This is a genomic window from Falsiphaeobacter marinintestinus (assembly GCF_007923355.1).
Classification (GTDB): Bacteria; Pseudomonadota; Alphaproteobacteria; order Rhodobacterales; family Rhodobacteraceae; genus Phaeobacter_A; species Phaeobacter_A marinintestinus.
The window spans coordinates 122,530-139,916 of sequence record NZ_VOGO01000005.1; the positions used below are offsets into that span (position 1 = coordinate 122,530).

21 protein-coding genes are annotated in these 17,387 nt (G+C 60.6%); 9 read left to right on the forward strand and 12 right to left on the reverse strand.

The window, feature by feature from the left end; translation table 11 throughout:
• The first annotated feature begins 12 nt into the window (after positions 1 to 12).
• From FOY56_RS12375 to FOY56_RS12390, 4 genes are read left to right on the forward strand one after another with little or no spacing between them, the layout of a single operon-like run.
• Positions 13 to 465 (forward strand): DUF3429 domain-containing protein, encoded by a 453-nt coding sequence (locus FOY56_RS12375; RefSeq protein WP_146346159.1) that lies wholly within the window; start codon positions 13 to 15, stop codon positions 463 to 465.
• The gene (locus FOY56_RS12380; protein ID WP_146346160.1) at positions 462 to 1,055 is read left to right on the forward strand and encodes a class I SAM-dependent methyltransferase; all 594 of its coding nucleotides are present in this window, start codon (positions 462 to 464) and stop codon (positions 1,053 to 1,055) included. The genes FOY56_RS12375 and FOY56_RS12380 overlap by 4 nt, the downstream gene beginning before the upstream one ends.
• Positions 1,048 to 1,503: a ribonuclease HI gene (rnhA, locus tag FOY56_RS12385; RefSeq protein WP_146346161.1), complete on the forward strand. Its 456-nt coding sequence runs from the start codon at positions 1,048 to 1,050 to the stop codon at positions 1,501 to 1,503. The genes FOY56_RS12380 and rnhA overlap by 8 nt, the downstream gene beginning before the upstream one ends.
• A gap of 8 nt (positions 1,504 to 1,511) precedes the next feature.
• A complete protein-coding gene (locus tag FOY56_RS12390) occupies positions 1,512 to 2,135 on the forward strand; it encodes a trimeric intracellular cation channel family protein (RefSeq protein WP_146346162.1) in 624 nt (207 codons plus the stop codon).
• Between the two features lie 4 nt (positions 2,136 to 2,139).
• On the opposite strand, the gene FOY56_RS12395 is transcribed toward FOY56_RS12390, so the two are convergent.
• The 7 genes from FOY56_RS12395 to def (FOY56_RS12425) all read right to left on the reverse strand — a co-directional run bounded on the left by FOY56_RS12395 (position 2,140) and on the right by def (FOY56_RS12425) (position 5,674).
• The gene (locus FOY56_RS12395; protein WP_146346388.1) at positions 2,140 to 2,376 is read right to left on the reverse strand and encodes a GlsB/YeaQ/YmgE family stress response membrane protein; all 237 of its coding nucleotides are present in this window, start codon (positions 2,374 to 2,376) and stop codon (positions 2,140 to 2,142) included.
• Positions 2,377 to 2,386: 10 nt separating this feature from the next.
• Positions 2,387 to 2,623, reverse strand: coding sequence for a hypothetical protein (locus FOY56_RS12400; RefSeq protein ID WP_146346163.1), 237 nt, complete (start codon positions 2,621 to 2,623; stop codon positions 2,387 to 2,389).
• A 12-nt stretch (positions 2,624 to 2,635) separates the two neighbouring features.
• A complete protein-coding gene (gene fmt / locus FOY56_RS12405) occupies positions 2,636 to 3,541 on the reverse strand; it encodes a methionyl-tRNA formyltransferase (RefSeq protein ID WP_146346164.1) in 906 nt (301 codons plus the stop codon).
• Positions 3,542 to 3,608: 67 nt separating this feature from the next.
• Complete coding sequence (locus FOY56_RS12410) at positions 3,609 to 4,073, reverse strand: MaoC family dehydratase (RefSeq protein ID WP_146346165.1); 465 nt, start codon at positions 4,071 to 4,073, stop codon at positions 3,609 to 3,611.
• Positions 4,074 to 4,160: 87 nt separating this feature from the next.
• The gene (def, locus tag FOY56_RS12415; RefSeq protein ID WP_146346166.1) at positions 4,161 to 4,661 is read right to left on the reverse strand and encodes a peptide deformylase; all 501 of its coding nucleotides are present in this window, start codon (positions 4,659 to 4,661) and stop codon (positions 4,161 to 4,163) included.
• Positions 4,658 to 5,155, reverse strand: a complete 498-nt coding sequence (gene def, locus FOY56_RS12420; protein ID WP_146346167.1) for a peptide deformylase — start codon at positions 5,153 to 5,155, stop codon at positions 4,658 to 4,660. The genes def (FOY56_RS12415) and def (FOY56_RS12420) overlap by 4 nt, the downstream gene beginning before the upstream one ends.
• Positions 5,156 to 5,674 (reverse strand): peptide deformylase, encoded by a 519-nt coding sequence (gene def / locus FOY56_RS12425; protein WP_146346168.1) that lies wholly within the window; start codon positions 5,672 to 5,674, stop codon positions 5,156 to 5,158. It abuts the gene before it with no gap.
• Positions 5,675 to 5,770: 96 nt separating this feature from the next.
• On the opposite strand from def (FOY56_RS12425), the gene FOY56_RS12430 reads away from it, so the two are divergent.
• A complete protein-coding gene (locus FOY56_RS12430) occupies positions 5,771 to 6,943 on the forward strand; it encodes a MalY/PatB family protein (RefSeq protein WP_146346169.1) in 1,173 nt (390 codons plus the stop codon).
• 33 nt (positions 6,944 to 6,976) lie between these two features.
• Here FOY56_RS12430 and FOY56_RS12435 read toward each other — a convergent pair whose 3' ends face one another.
• From FOY56_RS12435 to FOY56_RS12445, 3 genes are all read right to left on the reverse strand, one after another.
• A complete protein-coding gene (locus FOY56_RS12435; RefSeq protein WP_146346170.1) occupies positions 6,977 to 8,077 on the reverse strand; it encodes a calcium-binding protein in 1,101 nt (366 codons plus the stop codon).
• Between the two features lie 36 nt (positions 8,078 to 8,113).
• Positions 8,114 to 8,464 (reverse strand): hypothetical protein, encoded by a 351-nt coding sequence (locus FOY56_RS12440; protein ID WP_146346171.1) that lies wholly within the window; start codon positions 8,462 to 8,464, stop codon positions 8,114 to 8,116.
• A gap of 244 nt (positions 8,465 to 8,708) precedes the next feature.
• Positions 8,709 to 9,059 carry a hypothetical protein gene (locus FOY56_RS12445; protein ID WP_146346172.1) on the reverse strand — a complete coding sequence of 117 codons (351 nt, stop codon included), beginning with the start codon at positions 9,057 to 9,059 and terminating at the stop codon, positions 8,709 to 8,711.
• A gap of 215 nt (positions 9,060 to 9,274) precedes the next feature.
• Here FOY56_RS12445 and FOY56_RS12450 point away from each other — a divergent pair, with 215 nt between their 5' ends.
• Positions 9,275 to 10,264, forward strand: coding sequence for a glutathione S-transferase family protein (locus FOY56_RS12450; protein ID WP_146346173.1), 990 nt, complete (start codon positions 9,275 to 9,277; stop codon positions 10,262 to 10,264).
• On the opposite strand, the gene FOY56_RS12455 is transcribed toward FOY56_RS12450, so the two are convergent.
• Positions 10,246 to 10,608: a response regulator transcription factor gene (locus FOY56_RS12455; RefSeq protein WP_146346174.1), complete on the reverse strand. Its 363-nt coding sequence runs from the start codon at positions 10,606 to 10,608 to the stop codon at positions 10,246 to 10,248. The two genes, FOY56_RS12450 and FOY56_RS12455, sit on opposite strands and share 19 nt — an antisense overlap.
• Positions 10,609 to 10,798: 190 nt before the next feature.
• Between FOY56_RS12455 and FOY56_RS12460 the strand changes: the two genes are divergently transcribed.
• From FOY56_RS12460 to FOY56_RS12470, 3 genes are read left to right on the forward strand one after another with little or no spacing between them, the layout of a single operon-like run.
• Entirely contained in the window at positions 10,799 to 11,761 is a 963-nt protein-coding gene (locus tag FOY56_RS12460) for a threonine-phosphate decarboxylase (RefSeq protein ID WP_146346175.1), read from the forward strand.
• Positions 11,758 to 12,678 carry an adenosylcobinamide-phosphate synthase CbiB gene (gene cbiB / locus FOY56_RS12465; RefSeq protein WP_146346176.1) on the forward strand — a complete coding sequence of 307 codons (921 nt, stop codon included), beginning with the start codon at positions 11,758 to 11,760 and terminating at the stop codon, positions 12,676 to 12,678. The genes FOY56_RS12460 and cbiB overlap by 4 nt, the downstream gene beginning before the upstream one ends.
• 24 nt (positions 12,679 to 12,702) lie before the next feature.
• A complete protein-coding gene (locus FOY56_RS12470; protein ID WP_146346177.1) occupies positions 12,703 to 13,872 on the forward strand; it encodes a lytic murein transglycosylase in 1,170 nt (389 codons plus the stop codon).
• A gap of 55 nt (positions 13,873 to 13,927) precedes the next feature.
• On the opposite strand, the gene FOY56_RS12475 is transcribed toward FOY56_RS12470, so the two are convergent.
• Positions 13,928 to 17,383 (reverse strand): chromosome segregation SMC family protein, encoded by a 3,456-nt coding sequence (locus FOY56_RS12475; RefSeq protein WP_146346178.1) that lies wholly within the window; start codon positions 17,381 to 17,383, stop codon positions 13,928 to 13,930.
• Positions 17,384 to 17,387 lie beyond the last annotated feature (4 nt).

The window sequence follows — 17,387 nt, forward strand, 5'->3', positions numbered from 1 at the left end:
GGTCAGCGCACCATGACTCGCATCCCTACCGCACCTCTGGTTCTGGGTCTGGCTGGCCTTATCCCCTTTGTCTGGGGCGCGCTGACCTATCTCAGCCCCGCGCTGCAGCACTGGGGCGCGGATATGCTGGGGCCGCGTTTTGTCGGACCGTACGTGCAGCTGTTCTATGGCTCGGTCATCCTGAGCTTCATGTCCGGCGTTCTTTGGGGCTTTGCCACCAAGGCCCAAGGTGGGCAGGCCACAACGGCCTATGTGCTGTCGGTGATCCCGGCCCTGTGGGCCTTTTTCATGACCGGCGGCGGACCGATCAGCGCGGGTATGAACCTGATCTTCGGCTTTGCCGGTCTGCTTCTGATCGACACGGCCTTTGTGCGTTGGCAACTGGCACCGGGCTGGTGGCTGCCGCTGCGCGTAATACTGACCACCATCGTCGTTCTTTGCCTTGCCGTAGGAGTGTTCCTGTGACCGACCGTGATACCATTGACGTCTATAACAAGCGGGCCGCTGATTATGTGGCGATGACAGATGACCACAACTCGGCCGATCCGCGTCTGGTCGCCTTTGTGGCCGCCTGCCCGGCTGGCGCGACCGTGCTGGATCTGGGCTGCGGCCCCGGAAGCTCTGCTGCTGTCATGGCGCAGGCTGGCCTGAAGGTAGACGCCGTGGACGCGTCGTCGGAAATGATCGCCCTTGCCAGCCAGCATCCGGGGGTTTCGGCCCGTCAGGCAACCTTTGACGATATCGACGAAGTTGCTGTCTATGACGGTATCTGGGCCAATTTCAGCCTGTTGCATGCCCCCCGCGCCGATCTCTCACGCTATCTGGCAGCCATCCATCGCGCGTTGAAACCCAACGGAGCCTTCATGATCGCCATGAAGCTGGGCGAGGGCGAGGCCCGCGACGACATCGGGCGCTTTTACACCTACTATTCCGAGGCCGAGTTGGATAGCTGTCTGACCTCGGTCGGATTTACCCTGATCGACCGCGCCCATGGCTCTGGCCTGGGGCTTGACGGTTCAATCTCAGACTGGATTTCAATTTCTGCTCATGCCTGATCTTATTGCCTATACCGATGGTGCCTGTTCCGGAAACCCTGGCCCCGGCGGTTGGGGCGTGCTGATGCGCGCGATGGATGGCGACAAGATCGTCAAACAGCGCGAACTCAAGGGTGGCGCGGCCAACACGACCAACAACCAGATGGAACTTCTGGCCGCAATCAACGCCCTGGAGGTTCTGGGACGCGCGGCCAAAATCACCATCGTGACCGACAGCACCTACGTCAAAAACGGTGTGACCGGCTGGATTCATGGCTGGAAGCGGAATGGCTGGCGCACGTCTGCCAAAAAACCGGTGAAGAACGTTGAACTGTGGCAACGTCTGGACGCAGCGCAGGCGGACCATGATGTGACTTGGGAATGGGTCAAGGGCCATGCCGGGCATCCGGAAAACGAACGCGCTGACGAATTGGCCCGCGAGGGTATGAAACCGTTCAAGTCGAAATAGGCCACGCCATGTCCGTACTGGTGGTTCTGGATTACATGTCGGTGGTGATCTTTGCGCTGACAGGCGCACTGGTGGCCAGCCGGGCGCAACTGGATCCCGTGGGTTTTGCCTTTGTCGCCTGCCTGACAGCGGTCGGCGGGGGCACGGTGCGCGACGTGCTGCTGGACCGTCACCCGGTGTTCTGGGTCGGACAACCCGCCTATATTGCCCTGTCGGTGGCGGCGGCGCTGATCGTGTTCTTTACGGCCCATCTGGTCGAAAGCCGGTACAACCTGCTGATCTGGCTGGATAGTTTTGCGCTGTCCTTCGCCATGGCCGCAGGGACTGCCGCCGCCCTGACGCTTAACCAGCCTGCGGTGATTGTGGTGTTGATGGGGATTTCGACCGGGTGTCTGGGCGGCCTGATGCGGGACGTTGTCTGCAACGAGGTGCCGCTGGTGCTGAAACAGGGCGAACTTTACGTCACCTGCGCCTTTGTCGGCGCGCTGGTTGCGCTGGTCGCGGTGTGGCTGGATGTGTATCAGCCCGCCGCCTTGGGCCTTGGCGCCCTGGCTTGCTGGAGTCTGCGGGCCGGGTCACTGGTATTCGGGTGGCGGTTGCCGGTCTACAAGGCGCGTCCGCCGCGACACTGACAGATCAGCGGCTACGGTATCTCTGCCACAGCCAGATGATCAGCAACGCGCCCAGAACCGCGCCGACAAACCCGGACATCCATCCCATCATCGTCAGCAGCGCCCGCAGGATCAGACCGCCCAGCAACGCGCCGATGATACCGATGAACATCGTGGTCGGAATGTCCGCTTCCATCCCCATGATCCGCGTCGCCAGAAATCCGGCGGCGGCCCCGATGATGATCAGTCCAAGAATGCTCACCATGTCAGCCTCACTTTTTCCAGTGGAACAGTACGATAACCAACGCGCCGATTGACGACACGATAGCATTGATCCCATGCGACCCGAAGCCGATCCCGAACATCACCCGCAACAGGTACAGCGCCAATGCCCCGCCGACGCAGATGAACACGGACGGCAAGTACCCGTTATGGGTAAAACCTGACCGCTCGGAAATGTACCCGACAATTCCGGCGATCAGCAGGGTTCCGAACAGGGTGACGTGCATTGTTGTACTCCCTCAGAGCCGGGTGCCTTTGGGCACCGGCCAGCCGCGCAAGAAGGTTTCAGCATCCTGCGCGCCTTTGCCAGCCCTTTGCAACCTGACAAGTTGCACCGCGCCGTCGCCGCACGCCACGGTCAACGCATCATCCAGAATGGTTCCGGGCTTCCCCTGCGCGTCCGTGACACGTGACGCCAGCAGCTTGACCCGCTGACCTTCGATCTCGGTCCAGGCCCCGGGAAATGGCGACAGCCCGCGAATCTGACGGTCGACGGTTTCGGCCGGTTGGGTCCAGTCGACCCGCGCTTCGGCCTTGTCGATCTTATGGGCATAGGTCACGCCCTGATCGGGCTGCGGATCAGGCGTCAGCTGGGGCAATTTGGCCAGCGCTTCGACGATCAACCCGGCCCCCATGACCGACAGGCGGTCATGCAATTCGGCGGTGGTTTCTTCGGCCCCGATGGGGGTGGCCTGTCGCAGCAGCACAGGACCGGTATCCAGCCCGGCCTCCATCTGCATGATGCAGACGCCGGTTTCGCCATCCCCCGCCATGATCGCGCGATGGATCGGCGCCGCGCCGCGCCAGCGCGGCAGCAGGCTGGCGTGGATGTTGAGGCATCCGTGGGTGGGTGCATCAAGGATGGGTTGCGGCAGGATCAGGCCATAAGCGACGACCACGGCGATATCGGCGTTCAGAGCTGCAAATTCAGCCTGCGCATCAGCGCTTTTCAGCGAAACCGGGTGGCGAACGGGCAGGCCCAGTTCCAGAGCGCGGGCATGGACCGGCGTCGGGCGTTCTTTCTTGCCGCGTCCCGCCGGGCGGGGGGGCTGGCAATAGACGCAAGCGATGTCATGCCCGGCGTCCACCAAAGCATTCAGTACCGGCACCGAAAAATCGGGGGTTCCCATGAAAACGACGCGCATGTGCCTGCCCTTGCCTGTTTGATTTGCGCGCACAGTATTCATGCAGGGCCGGTTGTCCAGCGCGGTGTCATTTTGCGGTTTTAGGGAAAATCCCTTTGCTGACGAACTGCATCACCGGGGTTCCGTCCTGCGTGCTGGTCGTCACCTTGTTGACGACAAACCCGATCTCGGGGCGGCTTTTGGGTTCGATCAGATCGATCACCTCCATCCGCACGGACAGGACGTTGCCGGGAAATACCGGGCGCAGCCAGCGCAGTTCATCAATGCCGGGCGAACCAAGCGAGGTGCCGTTATTCTTTTCCATGTTTTCGACCATCATCGCCATGGTCATGGCACAGGTGTGCCAGCCGCTGGCGCAAAGCCCGCCGAACAGCGATTGCTTGGCCGCTTCGGCATCCATATGAAAGAACTGCGGATCGTATTTGCTGGCGAACTCGATCACCTCGGCTTCGGTCACCTCGTAAGATCCGAAATCTTGCACCTGGCCGACTTCAAAGCTCTCGAACGGAATCAGATTTGGTTGCTTGGACATGCGCGGGCCTTTCTGTTTGTTCTCAGGAGGCCGCATGGTCGGGCGCAACGCAATCGTTTCGCCGGGGTTCCTTGCGGAAACGCCACGTCACAAGGCGGCAAGCTTGCGGGCCTTGCGCAGCAGCATGTCGCGTTTGACCTTGCTGAGGTTGTCGAAATACATCCGGCCGTTCAGGTGGTCGATCTGGTGTTGGACACTGGTCGCTTCGACACCGATAAAGTCGCGCTCGGCCAACTGCCCATTCTGATCCAGAAATCGTACGGTTACAGCGCGCGGGCGTTTGAATTTGGCCGAAACGCCGGGCAAGTTCGGGCTGGCCTCTTCATGCTCGCGCAGCTGGGTCGAGGCGTGTAGGATTTCCGGGTTGGCCAGACGCACCGCCTTGCCCCGTTCGGATGACCCATCCACCACGGCCAAACGCAGCATCACACCGATCTGGGGGCCAGCAAGCCCGACGCCCGGCATCGCTTCCATCGTGTCGATCATGTCGTCCCAGATCGCGCGGATATCGTCAGTGATCTCGGACACGTCATCGGCGGGGGTGCGCAGGCGTTTGTCAGGCCAGGGCAGGCAGGTGCGGACTGTCATTGGGTCGCTTTCAGATATGCGCCTTCGACCTGCGCCCGGTCTTCGGGCGTGAGGTGGTCAAAGGTCACGACGCCATTCAGATGATCAAATTCGTGCTGGATACAGCGGGCTTCGAACCCGTCAAAGTCGGCCATGTCGATGTCACCGTTATGAGCTGTCCACTGCACGGTAACGGCCTTGTGCCGTTCAACCGGCACCAGCACACCCGGGATCGACAGGCAGCCTTCCTCGGCCACCACCGGAACACGTTCGGCGGCCATGATCGTCGGGTTGATCATCACCATCGGGGTCTTTTCGCCCTCTTTCCAGCCGACATCCATGACAAAGACCCGCTTCATCACGCCGATCTGAGGCGCGGCAAGCCCCCGGCCATTCGCGGCATACATGGTGTCGAACATGTCGGTGATCAGATCATCCAGATGTTCGTGTTCGACCGGGGCGCATTTTTGCGACAGTCGCGGGTCGGGCCACATGACCACAGGCCGGACCGCCATTTAAACCCGCGCCTGTTCGCGTTTCAGCTTTTGCATCTTGCGCGTGATCATCTGCCGTTTCATTGGTTTCAGATAATCGATGAACAGCTTGCCATTCAGATGGTCAATCTCGTGTTGAACGCAGGTCGCCCACAGCCCGCCAAACGCTTCTTTGTGCGGGTTGCCGTCGACATCGACCCATGTGACTTCGACCTCGGCGGGGCGGGTCACATCTGCGTATTGTTCAGGGATCGACAAACAGCCCTCTTCATAGGTGTTCAGATCGTCTGAACTGGCCACCACTTCGGGGTTGATCATGACCAAGGGGCGCGGCGTTTCGCCTTCCTCTTTGACGCAGTCCAACACGATCAGGCGATCGAGCACGCCGATCTGTGGCGCGGCCAGCCCAATGCCGGGCGCGTCATACATGGTTTCCAACATGTCTTTGGCCAGCTTGCGCAGATCACCGGTGATATCGGTCACGGGTGCACAAACCTTTTTCAGGCGGGGGTCGGGGTGGATCAGAATAGGGCGTTTCATACTTTTGCATGTAGGCGATCAAGGCCCGCGCTGCAACGGCCCCTTGAACCTGCGGAATTTCCGGGTAGCGTGCAGCCGCTGGACATGGAGACGGGCATGAATTTCGACGAGCTTATCGACCGCCGCAACACGGATTGCGCCAAATGGGACAAGATGGAGGCCATCTATGGCGTGCCCGCCGACGAAGGTCTGGCGATGTGGGTCGCCGATACGGATTTCCGAGCGCCTCAGGTTGTTCTGGACAAGATGCACGAGATGATCGCGCACGGGGTATTCGGGTACTTCGACAATTCGGTCAGCTTCAACGGCGCGATACAGTGGTGGATGCAGGAGCGTCACGGGTGGAGTGTCGAGCCCGATTGGATCTTTACCACCACCGGAATCGTCAACGCCGTCGGCTTGTGTCTGGATACGTTCACGCAACCGGGCGATGGAATTGTCGTATTCTCGCCCGTCTATCACGCATTCGGAAAGGTGGTGCGCAACGCCGGGCGCGAGTTGATCGAATGCGAGATGGTCAACGACAATGGCCGCTATCTGCTGGATTTTGACGCGTGGGACGCACAGATGACCGGCAAGGAAACCATGCTGATCCTGTGTTCGCCGCACAACCCCGGTGGCCGGGTCTGGACCCAGGCCGAACTTCAGGGGGTCGCGGATTTTGCCAAACGCCACGATCTGCTGCTGGTTTCAGATGAAATTCATCACGACCTTGTCTATCCGGGCTTCAAACATATCCCGATGCCGCTGGCCGATCCGTCGGTGATCGACCGTCTGGTAATGCTGACCGCCCCGTCAAAGACCTTCAACATCGCAGGCCTGCATACCGGCAACGTGATCATCCAGGACCCCAAACTGCGCGCCCGCTTCCGCGACCGGATGCTGGCGCTGAGCGTGGCTGGCAACAGCATGGGTCAGGCCGCGCTGGCCGCAGCCTATTCACCCGAGGGCGCGGCCTGGGTCGATGCGCAAATGCAGTATCTGGAGGGCAATCGCAAAGTGTTTGACGCGGCAATTGCCGACCTACCGGGGGTGACATCCATGCCGCTGGAATCGACGTTCCTGTCCTGGGTCGATTTCTCGGGCACGGGAATGCCCACCGCTGAATTTACCCGCCGCGTGGAGAAAGAGGCCAAGATCGCCGCCAACCATGGTGCGTCCTTTGGTCAGGGCGGCGAGTCTTTCCTGCGGTTCAACATCGGCACGCAAAGGTCGCGGGTGGAAGAGGCCTGTGACCGTCTGCGCGCGGCATTTTCGGACCTGCAATAAGCAGGTCCGAGCAGTCAGGAAACGCTTACGACATCAAGAGGTCACCACGATCTGATCGGCGGTCACGCCGGTGGTGCCCTCAAGCCGGATAACGGCGATGCCCGGTGATTGGCCATAGTATCCGGTATACGTCACGCGCACGTCGGTATAGCTGCCATCGTCGGCTTCGACGATATCCACATCGCGGACGTCATTTGGCGTTTGAAACACGCCGACCTGCAGGACGTCTTGATCCGGGTCGAAATCGGTGACGCGGAGATAGATGTCGTCCGCCTCTCCGTTAGAGGCATTCCAGACCCGCGCATCGATCGTATCGGCGCCGTCACCGGTGGTGACCACGGCCGGGCCTTCCGTGTCGCGAAATTGGTTCCAGACCGAAATCAGGTCGTCACCCGCACCGGCAAATCCGGTTGTGCCCGAATCCAGTTGCAGGTGGTCATCCCCATCCTCACCATGAACCTCGCCGCCATTACCGGCGGCGAGGAAGTCATCCCCGACACCACCATAAGCCAGCGCGTTGGTCCCGGTCGCAGAAAGGTTATCGTTGCCTTCGTCACCGTACAGAACAATTGGGGCATCCCCATAGGCAGACAGATAATCATCCCCGTCACCGCCATATGCTGTCCCGCCACCCGACATTGACAGATCGTCGTCGCCAGCCCCAAGGTCGACGGTTGCAAAAGCGGCGCTGACGCTGTCATCGCCTTCGCCCCCCAATACAATCGCCCCGTCGCCGAGGGCCGTGATGTCATCATCTCCCGAGCCCCCCAAAAGGGTCACATCCTGATGCGACGATTCCAGAATGTCGTCACCTCCGCCCCCGTCGACGGTGATCCCATCGGCGTCGGCAGAGAACCAATCGTTGATATCGCTTCCGGTGGTGTCTTCGGTTACCGAAACTTCGGTCGTGTCATTTCGCACAACGACATAATCTTCGGGCAGGAAACTAACGAGATAATCGCCATCTGTTGCGGCTTCCAGATAGTACCCTTCGACCGGCGCATTGGCATTGATGTCGCCTACACGATCCTGGGGATCGTCGCTTTCTGATTCAATACCCTTCAGGTCGACGACACCCAGCAATTCAAGCCCAAAAACCTGTTCAAAATCTTCCAGTTCATAATTGTCTGACAACCTGTCTTCTTCTTGCCCCGGGATATCATTTTGCGTTTACCACGAAGCATCGGACCAATCCACGCCTTCGGGCACAAGGTAAAACCTGGCCTCGTCAGTTGCGATGAAATCGTCCGGATCATCTTGCGTATCAAGGTAGTAAATGACTGCTAACGAACCAGTTTCATCTTCCCCGAGTTCAATATCCACGCCATCTTCGGTCTGGACAAAGGAGGCCCCGGTATCTGGCATGATGTCGGGAACTTCCGTTTCATTTGGAAGTTCCTCGTCATCCATTTCATCCATTGGGTCCGAATCATCCACCGCGACGCTGTCGTCGTCGTCTGAAATCAGAAGTGACCCTATCGCCAACCCCGACAATAGCAGAATAAGCGCCAAAGGACCCATATTTAACCCTCTATTCTAATTACCAAAATTCACATAAACTTTTAAAGTCAAAATAAATTTTTGCAAACCTTACGTGTTCTCCTTTTAGTTTCCCTTCAATTCGCCAGAACTGGGTACAGTTGGGCAGATGTATTCTGAAAGTGACCCAACCTGAGCCGGTTACAAACGTCCATCACAGCGAGCAGGAATTCAATCCTGCGCAAAAGGCGAAGGCGCAAAACCTGTCAGGGCAGGACGCCCGGATTCAAGACCGGGGCAGCAGGGCCACGGGTGCATCGGGGTCGCGGGTATAGTCCAGCGGTGCACGGTCGGTCGCGGCAGTGTTGCGTTTGAACTCGTAAACCATCTCGCCGCGCTCCTCTTCCGAGGCGACGATCAGACACTGGTACAAATAGCGAGACCCGTCATACAGGTCGATCAGTCCGCGCAACGGCGGCACGCTTTCGGCTTCGACCGCGAAACCGGTACGCCACATACGCAGAACGCGAAAATAGTCATCTCCGACCTGAACCCGCAACCGGCTGGCTTTCTTCAGACTGGCAATCCGGGCAGCATCCAATCCGTCGCGTACTTCTTTAGGCAAAAACGTCGTCATCGAAATCCCCCATTTCAATGATGTCAGAGTGACTCAGCATCCCGAATAATCAAGTCGGGAATCGTCTTGCCGTGGCGTCCGTCACCCGCCAGGCACACCGTGCAGATGCAGCATCCAGACGCCCTGTGCAGCATCGCAGAGACGCTGCGCGCGGGTGGGAATGGTGTGGATGTCTAGAAACGCTATGTAAACAAGCATCAGACCAGGAGGGTACCATGGGCGCACTGATCGACGGAGTTTGGCACGAGGCCGGAATCGACACCAAGGCGACGGGCGGAAAATTCATCCGGTCACAGTCGCAATTTCGAAACTGGATCACCGCAGATGGCAGTGCCGGGCCATCCGGAGCGGATGGATTCGCTGCCGAATCGGGCCGCTATCATCTGTATGTCAGCCACGCCTGCCCGTGGGCGCATCGGACCCTGATCTTTCGCGCCTTGAAGGGCCTTGCTCCGCACATCGCAGTGTCCGTGGTGAATCCCGATATGCTGAGCAATGGCTGGACCTTTGATCCCAGCTTTGACGGTGCGACCGGCGATCAGTTGCATGGGTCAGACTATGCTTATGAGATATACGCGCGCGCTGATCCGTCTTACTCGGGGCGGGTGACGGTGCCGATCCTGTGGGACACGCAGCGCAATACCATCGTGTCGAATGAAAGCGCGGAAATCATCCGGATGCTGAATTCGGCGTTTGACGGGATCACCGGGAATTCGGACGATTACTGGCCTGAAGACCAGCGCGACGCGATCGAAGAGGTCAACACCCGTGTCTATGACACGCTGAACAATGGCGTCTACAAATCCGGTTTCGCGTCACGGCAAGACACCTATGACGCGGCTGTCGGCCCGCTTTTCGAAACGCTGGACTGGCTGGAAGACCGCCTTTCAAAGCAGCGCTATCTGATGGGCGACCATCTGACCGAAGCAGACTGGCGGTTGTTCACGACCCTGATCCGCTTTGATCCGGTCTATCACGGGCATTTCAAATGCAACCGCCGTCGTATCGTGGATTACCCGAACCTGTGGGCCTATACGCGTGAGCTGTACCAATGGCCCGGCGTCGCGGACACAGTGCATTTCAAACATATCACGCGGCACTATTACTATAGCCACGAAAGCGTCAATCCGACCCGGATCGTCCCAATCGGGCCGGATCTGAACTATTGGGAGCCGCACAGGCGGGATCAGCGCAGCGCAGCGTAGTGTTCGACCATCGCGGCCAGATCCTCGGGCGGGGTGCCCGACTGCACATAGGCGCAGGCATTGGGGCTGTGGGCAAAGATTGATCCGTCCGAGAAAAATGTAGTGTTGGTGACAAAGATCACCCGCGCTTCGGGGCGGCGGTAGCTGGCGAAATCGGCAACCGCCAGCGCGCTGCCCTGTTCCAGCACCAGATCCAACACAAGAATATCGAAATCGGTTCCGTAGAGCGCAAGAATGGCGTCTTCCTGCGTCCGCGCCAATCGCACGTCAGCGCCTTGCCGCTCCAGGTGGCGCTGCCAAAGCGACCCAAGGTCCGGACTGCTCTCGACAATCAATACATTCATATCTCTAACGGGCTCGGTCTGTGGCCGAAAATACGGTGCCCCTCCCCAGAAATGGTGATGTCGTTTTAACTACTAACAAATGGTTAACGATTTCCAAAGCCCGTTTGCACACGCACGTCGTGCTTGTGCAGCGGGCGGATTTCCGCTTGAACCAAGGAAACAGTCCGGAAAACCCGCAAACAGGACGGCAATGCTGACCAAATCAGATCCAATCGCAGCGCAACCGCGCGATCATGGCGGCGGCGTGGACGCGGCTATAGCGCAGTTCGGCGGCTGCCGCGACGACTGGGTGGACCTGTCGACGGGCATCAACCCGGTTCCCTATCCGCTGCCCGCCCTTAGCGATGCGGATTGGACAGCATTGCCCGACAACGCGGCGCATCTGGCCCTTGTCGAGGCAGCCCGGACGTTCTGGTCTGTGCCAGATGGGGCTGCCATTCTGCCAGCACCGGGGGCCTCGGCGCTGATCGCGCGCATCCCCGCGCTTGCCCCGCCCGCCACGGTCCGCATCACATCACCAACGTATAACGAGCACGCCGCCGCCTTTATGGCGCAGGGCTGGCAGGTGTCTGACACAGGTCCGGCTTCGGCGCGGGTTCTGGTGCACCCCAACAACCCTGACGGACGAACCTGGAGCGCCGCAGACGTCGATGCGCCACTGACCGTCGTTGACGAAAGCTTTTGCGATATCATGCCCGCGGCCAGCCTGATCCGGCTGTCAACCCGGCCGGGGACACTCGTTCTGAAAAGCTTTGGCAAGTTCTGGGGGCTTGCCGGTTTGCGGCTGGGGTTTGCAATTGCCGCGCCAGACCTGATCGACCGCCTGTCGGCATTGACCGGGCCATGGGCCGTTTCAGGCCCGGCCTTGCGCATCGGAACCGACGCGCTGACCAACACCGCTTGGGCCGAAACCACCCGCACGCGGCTGACCCAAGATGCCCGGCGACTGGATGACCTGATGACGCGGAACGGGGCGGAGATTGCAGGTGGAACCGACCTGTTCCGGCTGTACAGGGTCGACAACGCTGCCCAGTGGCAGACAAGGCTGGCACAGCACCATATCTGGTCCCGCATTTTCCCCTATTCTGACACCTATCTGCGGCTGGGCCTGCCCCCGGCCAATGCATGGGCCCGCCTGGAGGACGCATTGTGAGTACGGCCTCTTTGCTGATCGCCGCGATGCTTCTGGATGCCGCACTGGGAGAACCGCGTTGGCTTTGGTCCCGGATTCCACATCCGGCAGTGCTAATGGGCCGGTTTGTCGATCTGCTGGACCGAGGTCTGAATCGTGGCCCCAACTTGCACCGCATGGGCGTGATCGCAGCAGCCATCCTAGCGCTGGTTGCCGTGCTGATCGGATTGGCGTTAAGCCAACTTGGCCCTTTCTTTGAAATTCTGATCGCTGCGATGCTTCTGGCACAACGCTCGCTCGTGGAACACGTCAAGGCGGTCGCGGATGCGCTGCGCCTGTCCACTGAAGAAGGCCGCAGGTTGGTTGCGCGTATCGTCAGCCGGGATTGCTCGGAGATGGATCAGGCCCAGGTTTCGCGGGCGGCCATCGAAAGTGCTGCCGAAAATCTGTCGGATGGGGTTGTCGCGCCCGCGTTCTGGTTCTTGCTGTTCGGCTTGCCCGGACTGCTGCTTTACAAGGTGGTCAACACCGCCGACAGCATGATCGGCTATCGGACCGAGCGCTATGAACAGTTCGGATGGGCCGCCGCCAAACTGGACGACATGTTGAACCTGATCCCCGCCCGCCTGACCGGTTTTCTGATTGCCGGCCTGTCGCACAAGTTCCGCCGCTGGCCCGAGATTGCCGCCGACGCGCGCCGCCATAAGTCGCCAAACGCAGGCTGGCCCGAGGCCGCAATGGCCCGTGCGCTTAAGATCGCATTGGCCGGACCGCGCAGCTATCACGGCGCATTGCAGGACTTCCCTTGGGTGAACAAAGGGGCACGAACCGACATCGGGCCACGTGACATTGATGCCGCGGTGCGGGTGCTTTGGGGCGTTTGGCTGACCTTCCTTCTTGCGGCAGCGGTCTGGGCCATGGTCCTTATGCTGCATTGAACCCACGTTGCGGACATTGATTTCATGCGCCTTTGTGCCTGCCTGATAGCCAGCCTGCTTCTGTCGACCCCCGTTTTTGCACAATGCGGCGGATACTTCAGCAGCTTCGTAACAGGCCTCAAGTCCGAAGCGGTTGCCGCCGGCCATGCCCCGGCCACGGTTGATGCCTTCTTTCGATCGGTGAAACAGGATCCGGCTGTTCTGAGGGCGGACCGCGCACAGGGCGTCTTCCAAAAGCCGTTCATCGACTTCTCGCGCCGCCTGATTTCTCAGAACCGCATCAATCGGGGCCGCTCGAATGCACAGAAATACGACGCCGTGTTTGACCGCATCGAACGCGAATATGGCGTTTCGCGGGGCGTCCTCCTTGCGTTCTGGGCGTTTGAGACCGATTTCGGAGCCTTTCAGGGCGATTTCAACACGCTCAACGCGCTGGTGACCCTGTCCCACGATTGCCGCCGTCCTGACCTGTTCCGCCCCCAGGTGTTCGCCGCGCTTGAGCTTTATGAACAAGACGACTTCGATCCTGCCCGCACCACGGGCGCCTGGGCGGGTGAGATCGGCATGGTCCAGATGCTGCCGCGCGATATCCTTGAGAACGGCATCGATGGCGACGGCGACGGGCAAGTCAAACTGAAATCCTCGGCTCCGGACGCCTTGCTGTCGGGGGCCAAAATGCTGTCGTCCCTTGGATGGACCCCCGGGCAACCCTGGTTGCAGGAAGTGCGTATACCCGCCGGGCTGGATCTGTCGCGCAGCGGTCCGTCACAGAAGTACAGCGTCGATGAGTGGCAGCGCATGGGGATCAAACCGCGCGAGGGCCGCTTGCCGGATGGCAGCATGCCGGCATCTCTGCTGCTTCCCCAAGGCCACAAGGGGCCTGCCTTTCTGTCCTATCCCAACTTCGATGTCTATTTCGAGTGGAACCAAAGCTTTGTCTATGTGATGACCGCCGCCTACTTCGCCACCCGGCTGGAAGGTGCTGCGATCTATAATGCAGGCACCCCGGATCCGGGCCTGAACGGATCTCAGATGAAGCAACTGCAAACCAAACTGGCCGCACGAGGGCATAACGTCGGCAAGGTCGATGGCATCCTGGGCGCAAACACCCGCATCGCGGTTCAGAAAGAACAGATCCGCCTTGGTCTGCCTGCAGACGCCTGGCCAACACCGGGTTTGCTGAACCGCCTCTGAAAGACGCCTGCTTTTCTTCTCTTTCCAAATACTCTCGCCGAAGGCGTGGCGCAGGTTACGCCACCAGCGATTCAGCATTCTTAAGGTCGACCGACACTAGCTGGGAAACCCCCTGCTCCTGCATCGTCACCCCGAACAGCCGGTCCATCCGCGCCATCGTCACCGCATGGTGCGTGATGATCAGGAACCGGGTGTCTGTCTGGCGGCACATTTCGTCCAACAGATCGCAGAACCGGGTCACATTTGCATCGTCCAGCGGCGCGTCAACTTCGTCCAGCACACAGATCGGCGCGGGGTTGGCAAGGAACACCGCAAAGATCAGCGCCAGAGCAGTCAGCGTTTGTTCACCGCCGGACAGCAATGACAGTGTCGACAGTTTCTTGCCCGGTGGCTGACACATGATCTCAAGCCCGGCCTCAAGCGGATCGTCGCTTTCGACCATCACAAGGTTCGCATCGCCACCGCCGAACAGGTGTTTGAATAACGTCGTGAAGTTGTTGTTCACCTGCTCAAACGCAGTCAAAAGGCGTTCGCGGCCTTCGCGGTTCAGCCCCGCAATCCCGTTGCGCAGCGTTTTTATCGCTTCTTCCAGATCGGATTTTTCCGCTGACAGCGTGTCATATTCTTCCTGAACTTCGCGCGAATCTTCGTCGGCGCGCAGGTTCACGGCCCCCAGAGAATCGCGCTGGCGTTTCAGACGGTTCACATCCGCCTCCAGGCTGTCAGCCGCCGGGATCTTGTCAGGGGCGACGTCCAACTGGTTCAGCAATTGGTTCGGGGTCACTTGCTGATCTTCGGCGATGCGCTCGGCGGCGTAGACAACCGTTTCACGCGCCGCCTCGACGCGGGCTTCGGCCCGGGCGCGGGATTCGCGCGCTTCTGAGGCCAGCCGTTCCGCCTCGCGCTCGGCCAGAACTGTTTCGCGCGACAGGCCTTCTGCAGTCGACAACGCATCTGCAGCGGTTGCCCGGCGGGCCTCGGCATCCGAGATCGCCATGGACAGTTCATCACGTTTGGCTGCAATTTCGCCCGGAGCGGCGCTGGCGTCGTGCAGCTCGGACTCGGACATGGCCTTGCGTTCTTCCAGTTCGGCGATGCGCTTGCCGGCGGTTTCCAGACGGTGTTTCCAGCCGCTGACATCCTTGGCCACTTCCTGTGTCCGGCGAGTGCGCGCCTCGCCCTCGCGGCGCAGTTCATCATGGGACGACCGCCGGGTCATCATCATGATCCGCGCCGCTTCGACAGTCTGTTTCAGGTCTTCGACCTGCAGCCGCGCGCTGTCCAGGTCGCCCAGTTCGGCGGCCCCGGCTTCGGCCTCGCGCAGTTGTGCCCGCGCTGCCATCGCGTCTTCCTTGTGGCGCGCCACGGCAAGCGAAAGGTTTTCCAGCTTGCCGTCTGCCAGATTGCGATCCGCTTCGGCGCGGCTCAGCATCCGGGCGGTTTCGGCAACCCGCTGATCGGCGAGGCGACGTGCTTCGCGGGCGGTCTTGTCAGCCGCCGTGACCTCGGCCAGCTTGCGCGACAGCATTTCGTGCGCGGCCTTGGCGCCTTCGGCCCGTGCATTGACGCGCTCGGTCTCCTGTTTCAGAGCCTCAAGCCGGTTCAACTGCTCAAGCCGCAGCGCCGCAGCACTAGGCGCATCCTCGGCCCAGGCACGATATCCGTCCCACCGCCACAAGTCGCCTTCGAGTGTCACGAGCCGCTGGCCCGGCTTCAACATCGGTTGCAGGCGCGGACCCATTTCCGCCTCGATCAGCCCGATCTGGGCAATGCGGCGGCGCATGGCGTCGGGGCCGCCGACATGCGCCTGTAATGGTTCAGCGCCGACGGGCAACGCCTGATCGGCGTCGTAATCTGGCAATGCCATCCAGCCGGACGGCCCGTCTGTGTCGACAATCGGCGCGCGCAGATCATCCGCCAGCGCCGCGCCAAGTGCCTTTTCATAGCCGGGCGCGACGCGCATCAGGTCCATCACCTGCCCGCCTTCCGAGGCATCACGTCCAACCAGTTTGGCCAGCGCTTGCGCCTCGGCTCTCAGCGCCCCGGCCTCGCCTTCAGCCTCGGAGCGCTGCGCACGCGCCTCGGATTCACGGGCCTGCGTGTCGGTGCGATCATCGTCGATACGCGTGAGGGCGGCTTCGGCGTCTGTGGCGGCCTGAACCGCCTGTGATTCGGCCACCTGGGCTGTTTCGACTTGCTCAGCTGCCTTTGTGACCGAGACTTTCGCCGCATCCACCGCTTCGCGGGCCCGGGTTTCATCACCTTCTGATCGCGCCAGTGTCTTGCGGCTGTCATCCAGGAACCGCTTGGCCGACTGGTGCCGCGCTGACAGGCGGGCAACATCTTCGGTTTCCTTTGACAGAAGGTTTTCGCGATCCTGCAAAACCGAGGCGGCTTCGCGGGCCATTTCGGCAGCTTCGGCCAGACGATCATCATGCCCTTCGCTGGCCTTGGCCAGTTCCCGCGCTTCCCACTCAAGCCGCTCGATGGTTTCGCCCGCGTCGCGGTTCAGACCGTTTTCACGGTCAATATCCTTGGACAGCTGAGCAATCCGGTTGCTCAGGGTCTGAATGGTCTGCTGCGCCTGCTTTTCCTGATCTGCCAGCGTGTCATGCTGAACCTGCAATCGCTGCAAGACGGCCCCGGCAATCGCTTCTTCTTCACGCAAGGCCGGCAGGGCGTCTTCGGCAGCCTGGCGCGCTTTGGCGGCCTGACGCACGACGGTTTCTGATCGCGCGGCTTCGGTGGTCCGTTCGCGCAACACATCCTCGGCCGCGGCGCGGGCCACATCAGCCTCTTTCCAACGGCGATACAGCAGCATGCCTTCGGCTTGGCGCAACTGATTGCCGATCTCGCGATAGCGCGTCGCCTGACGGGCCTGACGGGCCAGTTGCTGCAACTGTGTCGCCAATTGCTCTAAAACGTCATCAACCCGCAAAAGGTTGCTTTCGGTGCCTTTCAGCTTCAGCTCGGCCTCGTGCCGACGCTGATACAGACCCGAGATCCCGGCGGCTTCTTCCAGAATACGACGTCGTGCGGTTGGCTTGGCGTTGATCAGTTCCGAGATCTGCCCCTGCCGCACCAGTGACGGCGAATGCGCCCCGGTCGAGGCATCCGCGAACAGCATCTGCACGTCGCGGGCCCGCACGTCTTTTGTGTTGGCCTTATAGGCGCTGCCGACGTCCCGGGTGATGCGGCGCACGATTTCAAGCACGTCGCTGTCATTGAACCCGGACGGCGCCAGCCGTTCAGAGTTGTCGATCTGCAGGCTGACTTCGGCAAAGTTGCGGGCGGGCCGCGTTGCCGCCCCGGCAAAGATCACGTCTTCCATGCCGCCGCCGCGCATCGCCTTGGGGCGGGTTTCGCCCATCACCCAGCGCAACGCCTCAAGCAGGTTCGACTTGCCACAGCCATTCGGCCCGACAACCCCGGTCAGCCCTTCGGCAATGATCAGGTCGGTCGGATCGACAAAGCTTTTGAAGCCGGTCAGTCTGAGTTTGTTGAAACGCAAGGCA

Coding starts and splice junctions, on each gene's coding strand:
- FOY56_RS12375 (WP_146346159.1), top strand. CDS start 13: ATGACTCGCATCCCTACCGCACCTCTGGTTCTGGGTCTGGCTGGCCTT.
- rnhA (WP_146346161.1), top strand. CDS start 1,048: ATGCCTGATCTTATTGCCTATACCGATGGTGCCTGTTCCGGAAACCCT.
- FOY56_RS12390 (WP_146346162.1), top strand. CDS start 1,512: ATGTCCGTACTGGTGGTTCTGGATTACATGTCGGTGGTGATCTTTGCG.
- FOY56_RS12400 (WP_146346163.1), bottom strand. CDS start 2,623: ATGCACGTCACCCTGTTCGGAACCCTGCTGATCGCCGGAATTGTCGGG.
- fmt (WP_146346164.1), bottom strand. CDS start 3,541: ATGCGCGTCGTTTTCATGGGAACCCCCGATTTTTCGGTGCCGGTACTG.
- FOY56_RS12410 (WP_146346165.1), bottom strand. CDS start 4,073: ATGTCCAAGCAACCAAATCTGATTCCGTTCGAGAGCTTTGAAGTCGGC.
- def (WP_146346166.1), bottom strand. CDS start 4,661: ATGACAGTCCGCACCTGCCTGCCCTGGCCTGACAAACGCCTGCGCACC.
- def (WP_146346167.1), bottom strand. CDS start 5,155: ATGGCGGTCCGGCCTGTGGTCATGTGGCCCGACCCGCGACTGTCGCAA.
- def (WP_146346168.1), bottom strand. CDS start 5,674: ATGAAACGCCCTATTCTGATCCACCCCGACCCCCGCCTGAAAAAGGTT.
- FOY56_RS12430 (WP_146346169.1), top strand. CDS start 5,771: ATGAATTTCGACGAGCTTATCGACCGCCGCAACACGGATTGCGCCAAA.
- FOY56_RS12440 (WP_146346171.1), bottom strand. CDS start 8,464: ATGGGTCCTTTGGCGCTTATTCTGCTATTGTCGGGGTTGGCGATAGGG.
- FOY56_RS12445 (WP_146346172.1), bottom strand. CDS start 9,059: ATGACGACGTTTTTGCCTAAAGAAGTACGCGACGGATTGGATGCTGCC.
- FOY56_RS12450 (WP_146346173.1), top strand. CDS start 9,275: ATGGGCGCACTGATCGACGGAGTTTGGCACGAGGCCGGAATCGACACC.
- FOY56_RS12455 (WP_146346174.1), bottom strand. CDS start 10,608: ATGAATGTATTGATTGTCGAGAGCAGTCCGGACCTTGGGTCGCTTTGG.
- FOY56_RS12460 (WP_146346175.1), top strand. CDS start 10,799: ATGCTGACCAAATCAGATCCAATCGCAGCGCAACCGCGCGATCATGGC.
- FOY56_RS12470 (WP_146346177.1), top strand. CDS start 12,703: ATGCGCCTTTGTGCCTGCCTGATAGCCAGCCTGCTTCTGTCGACCCCC.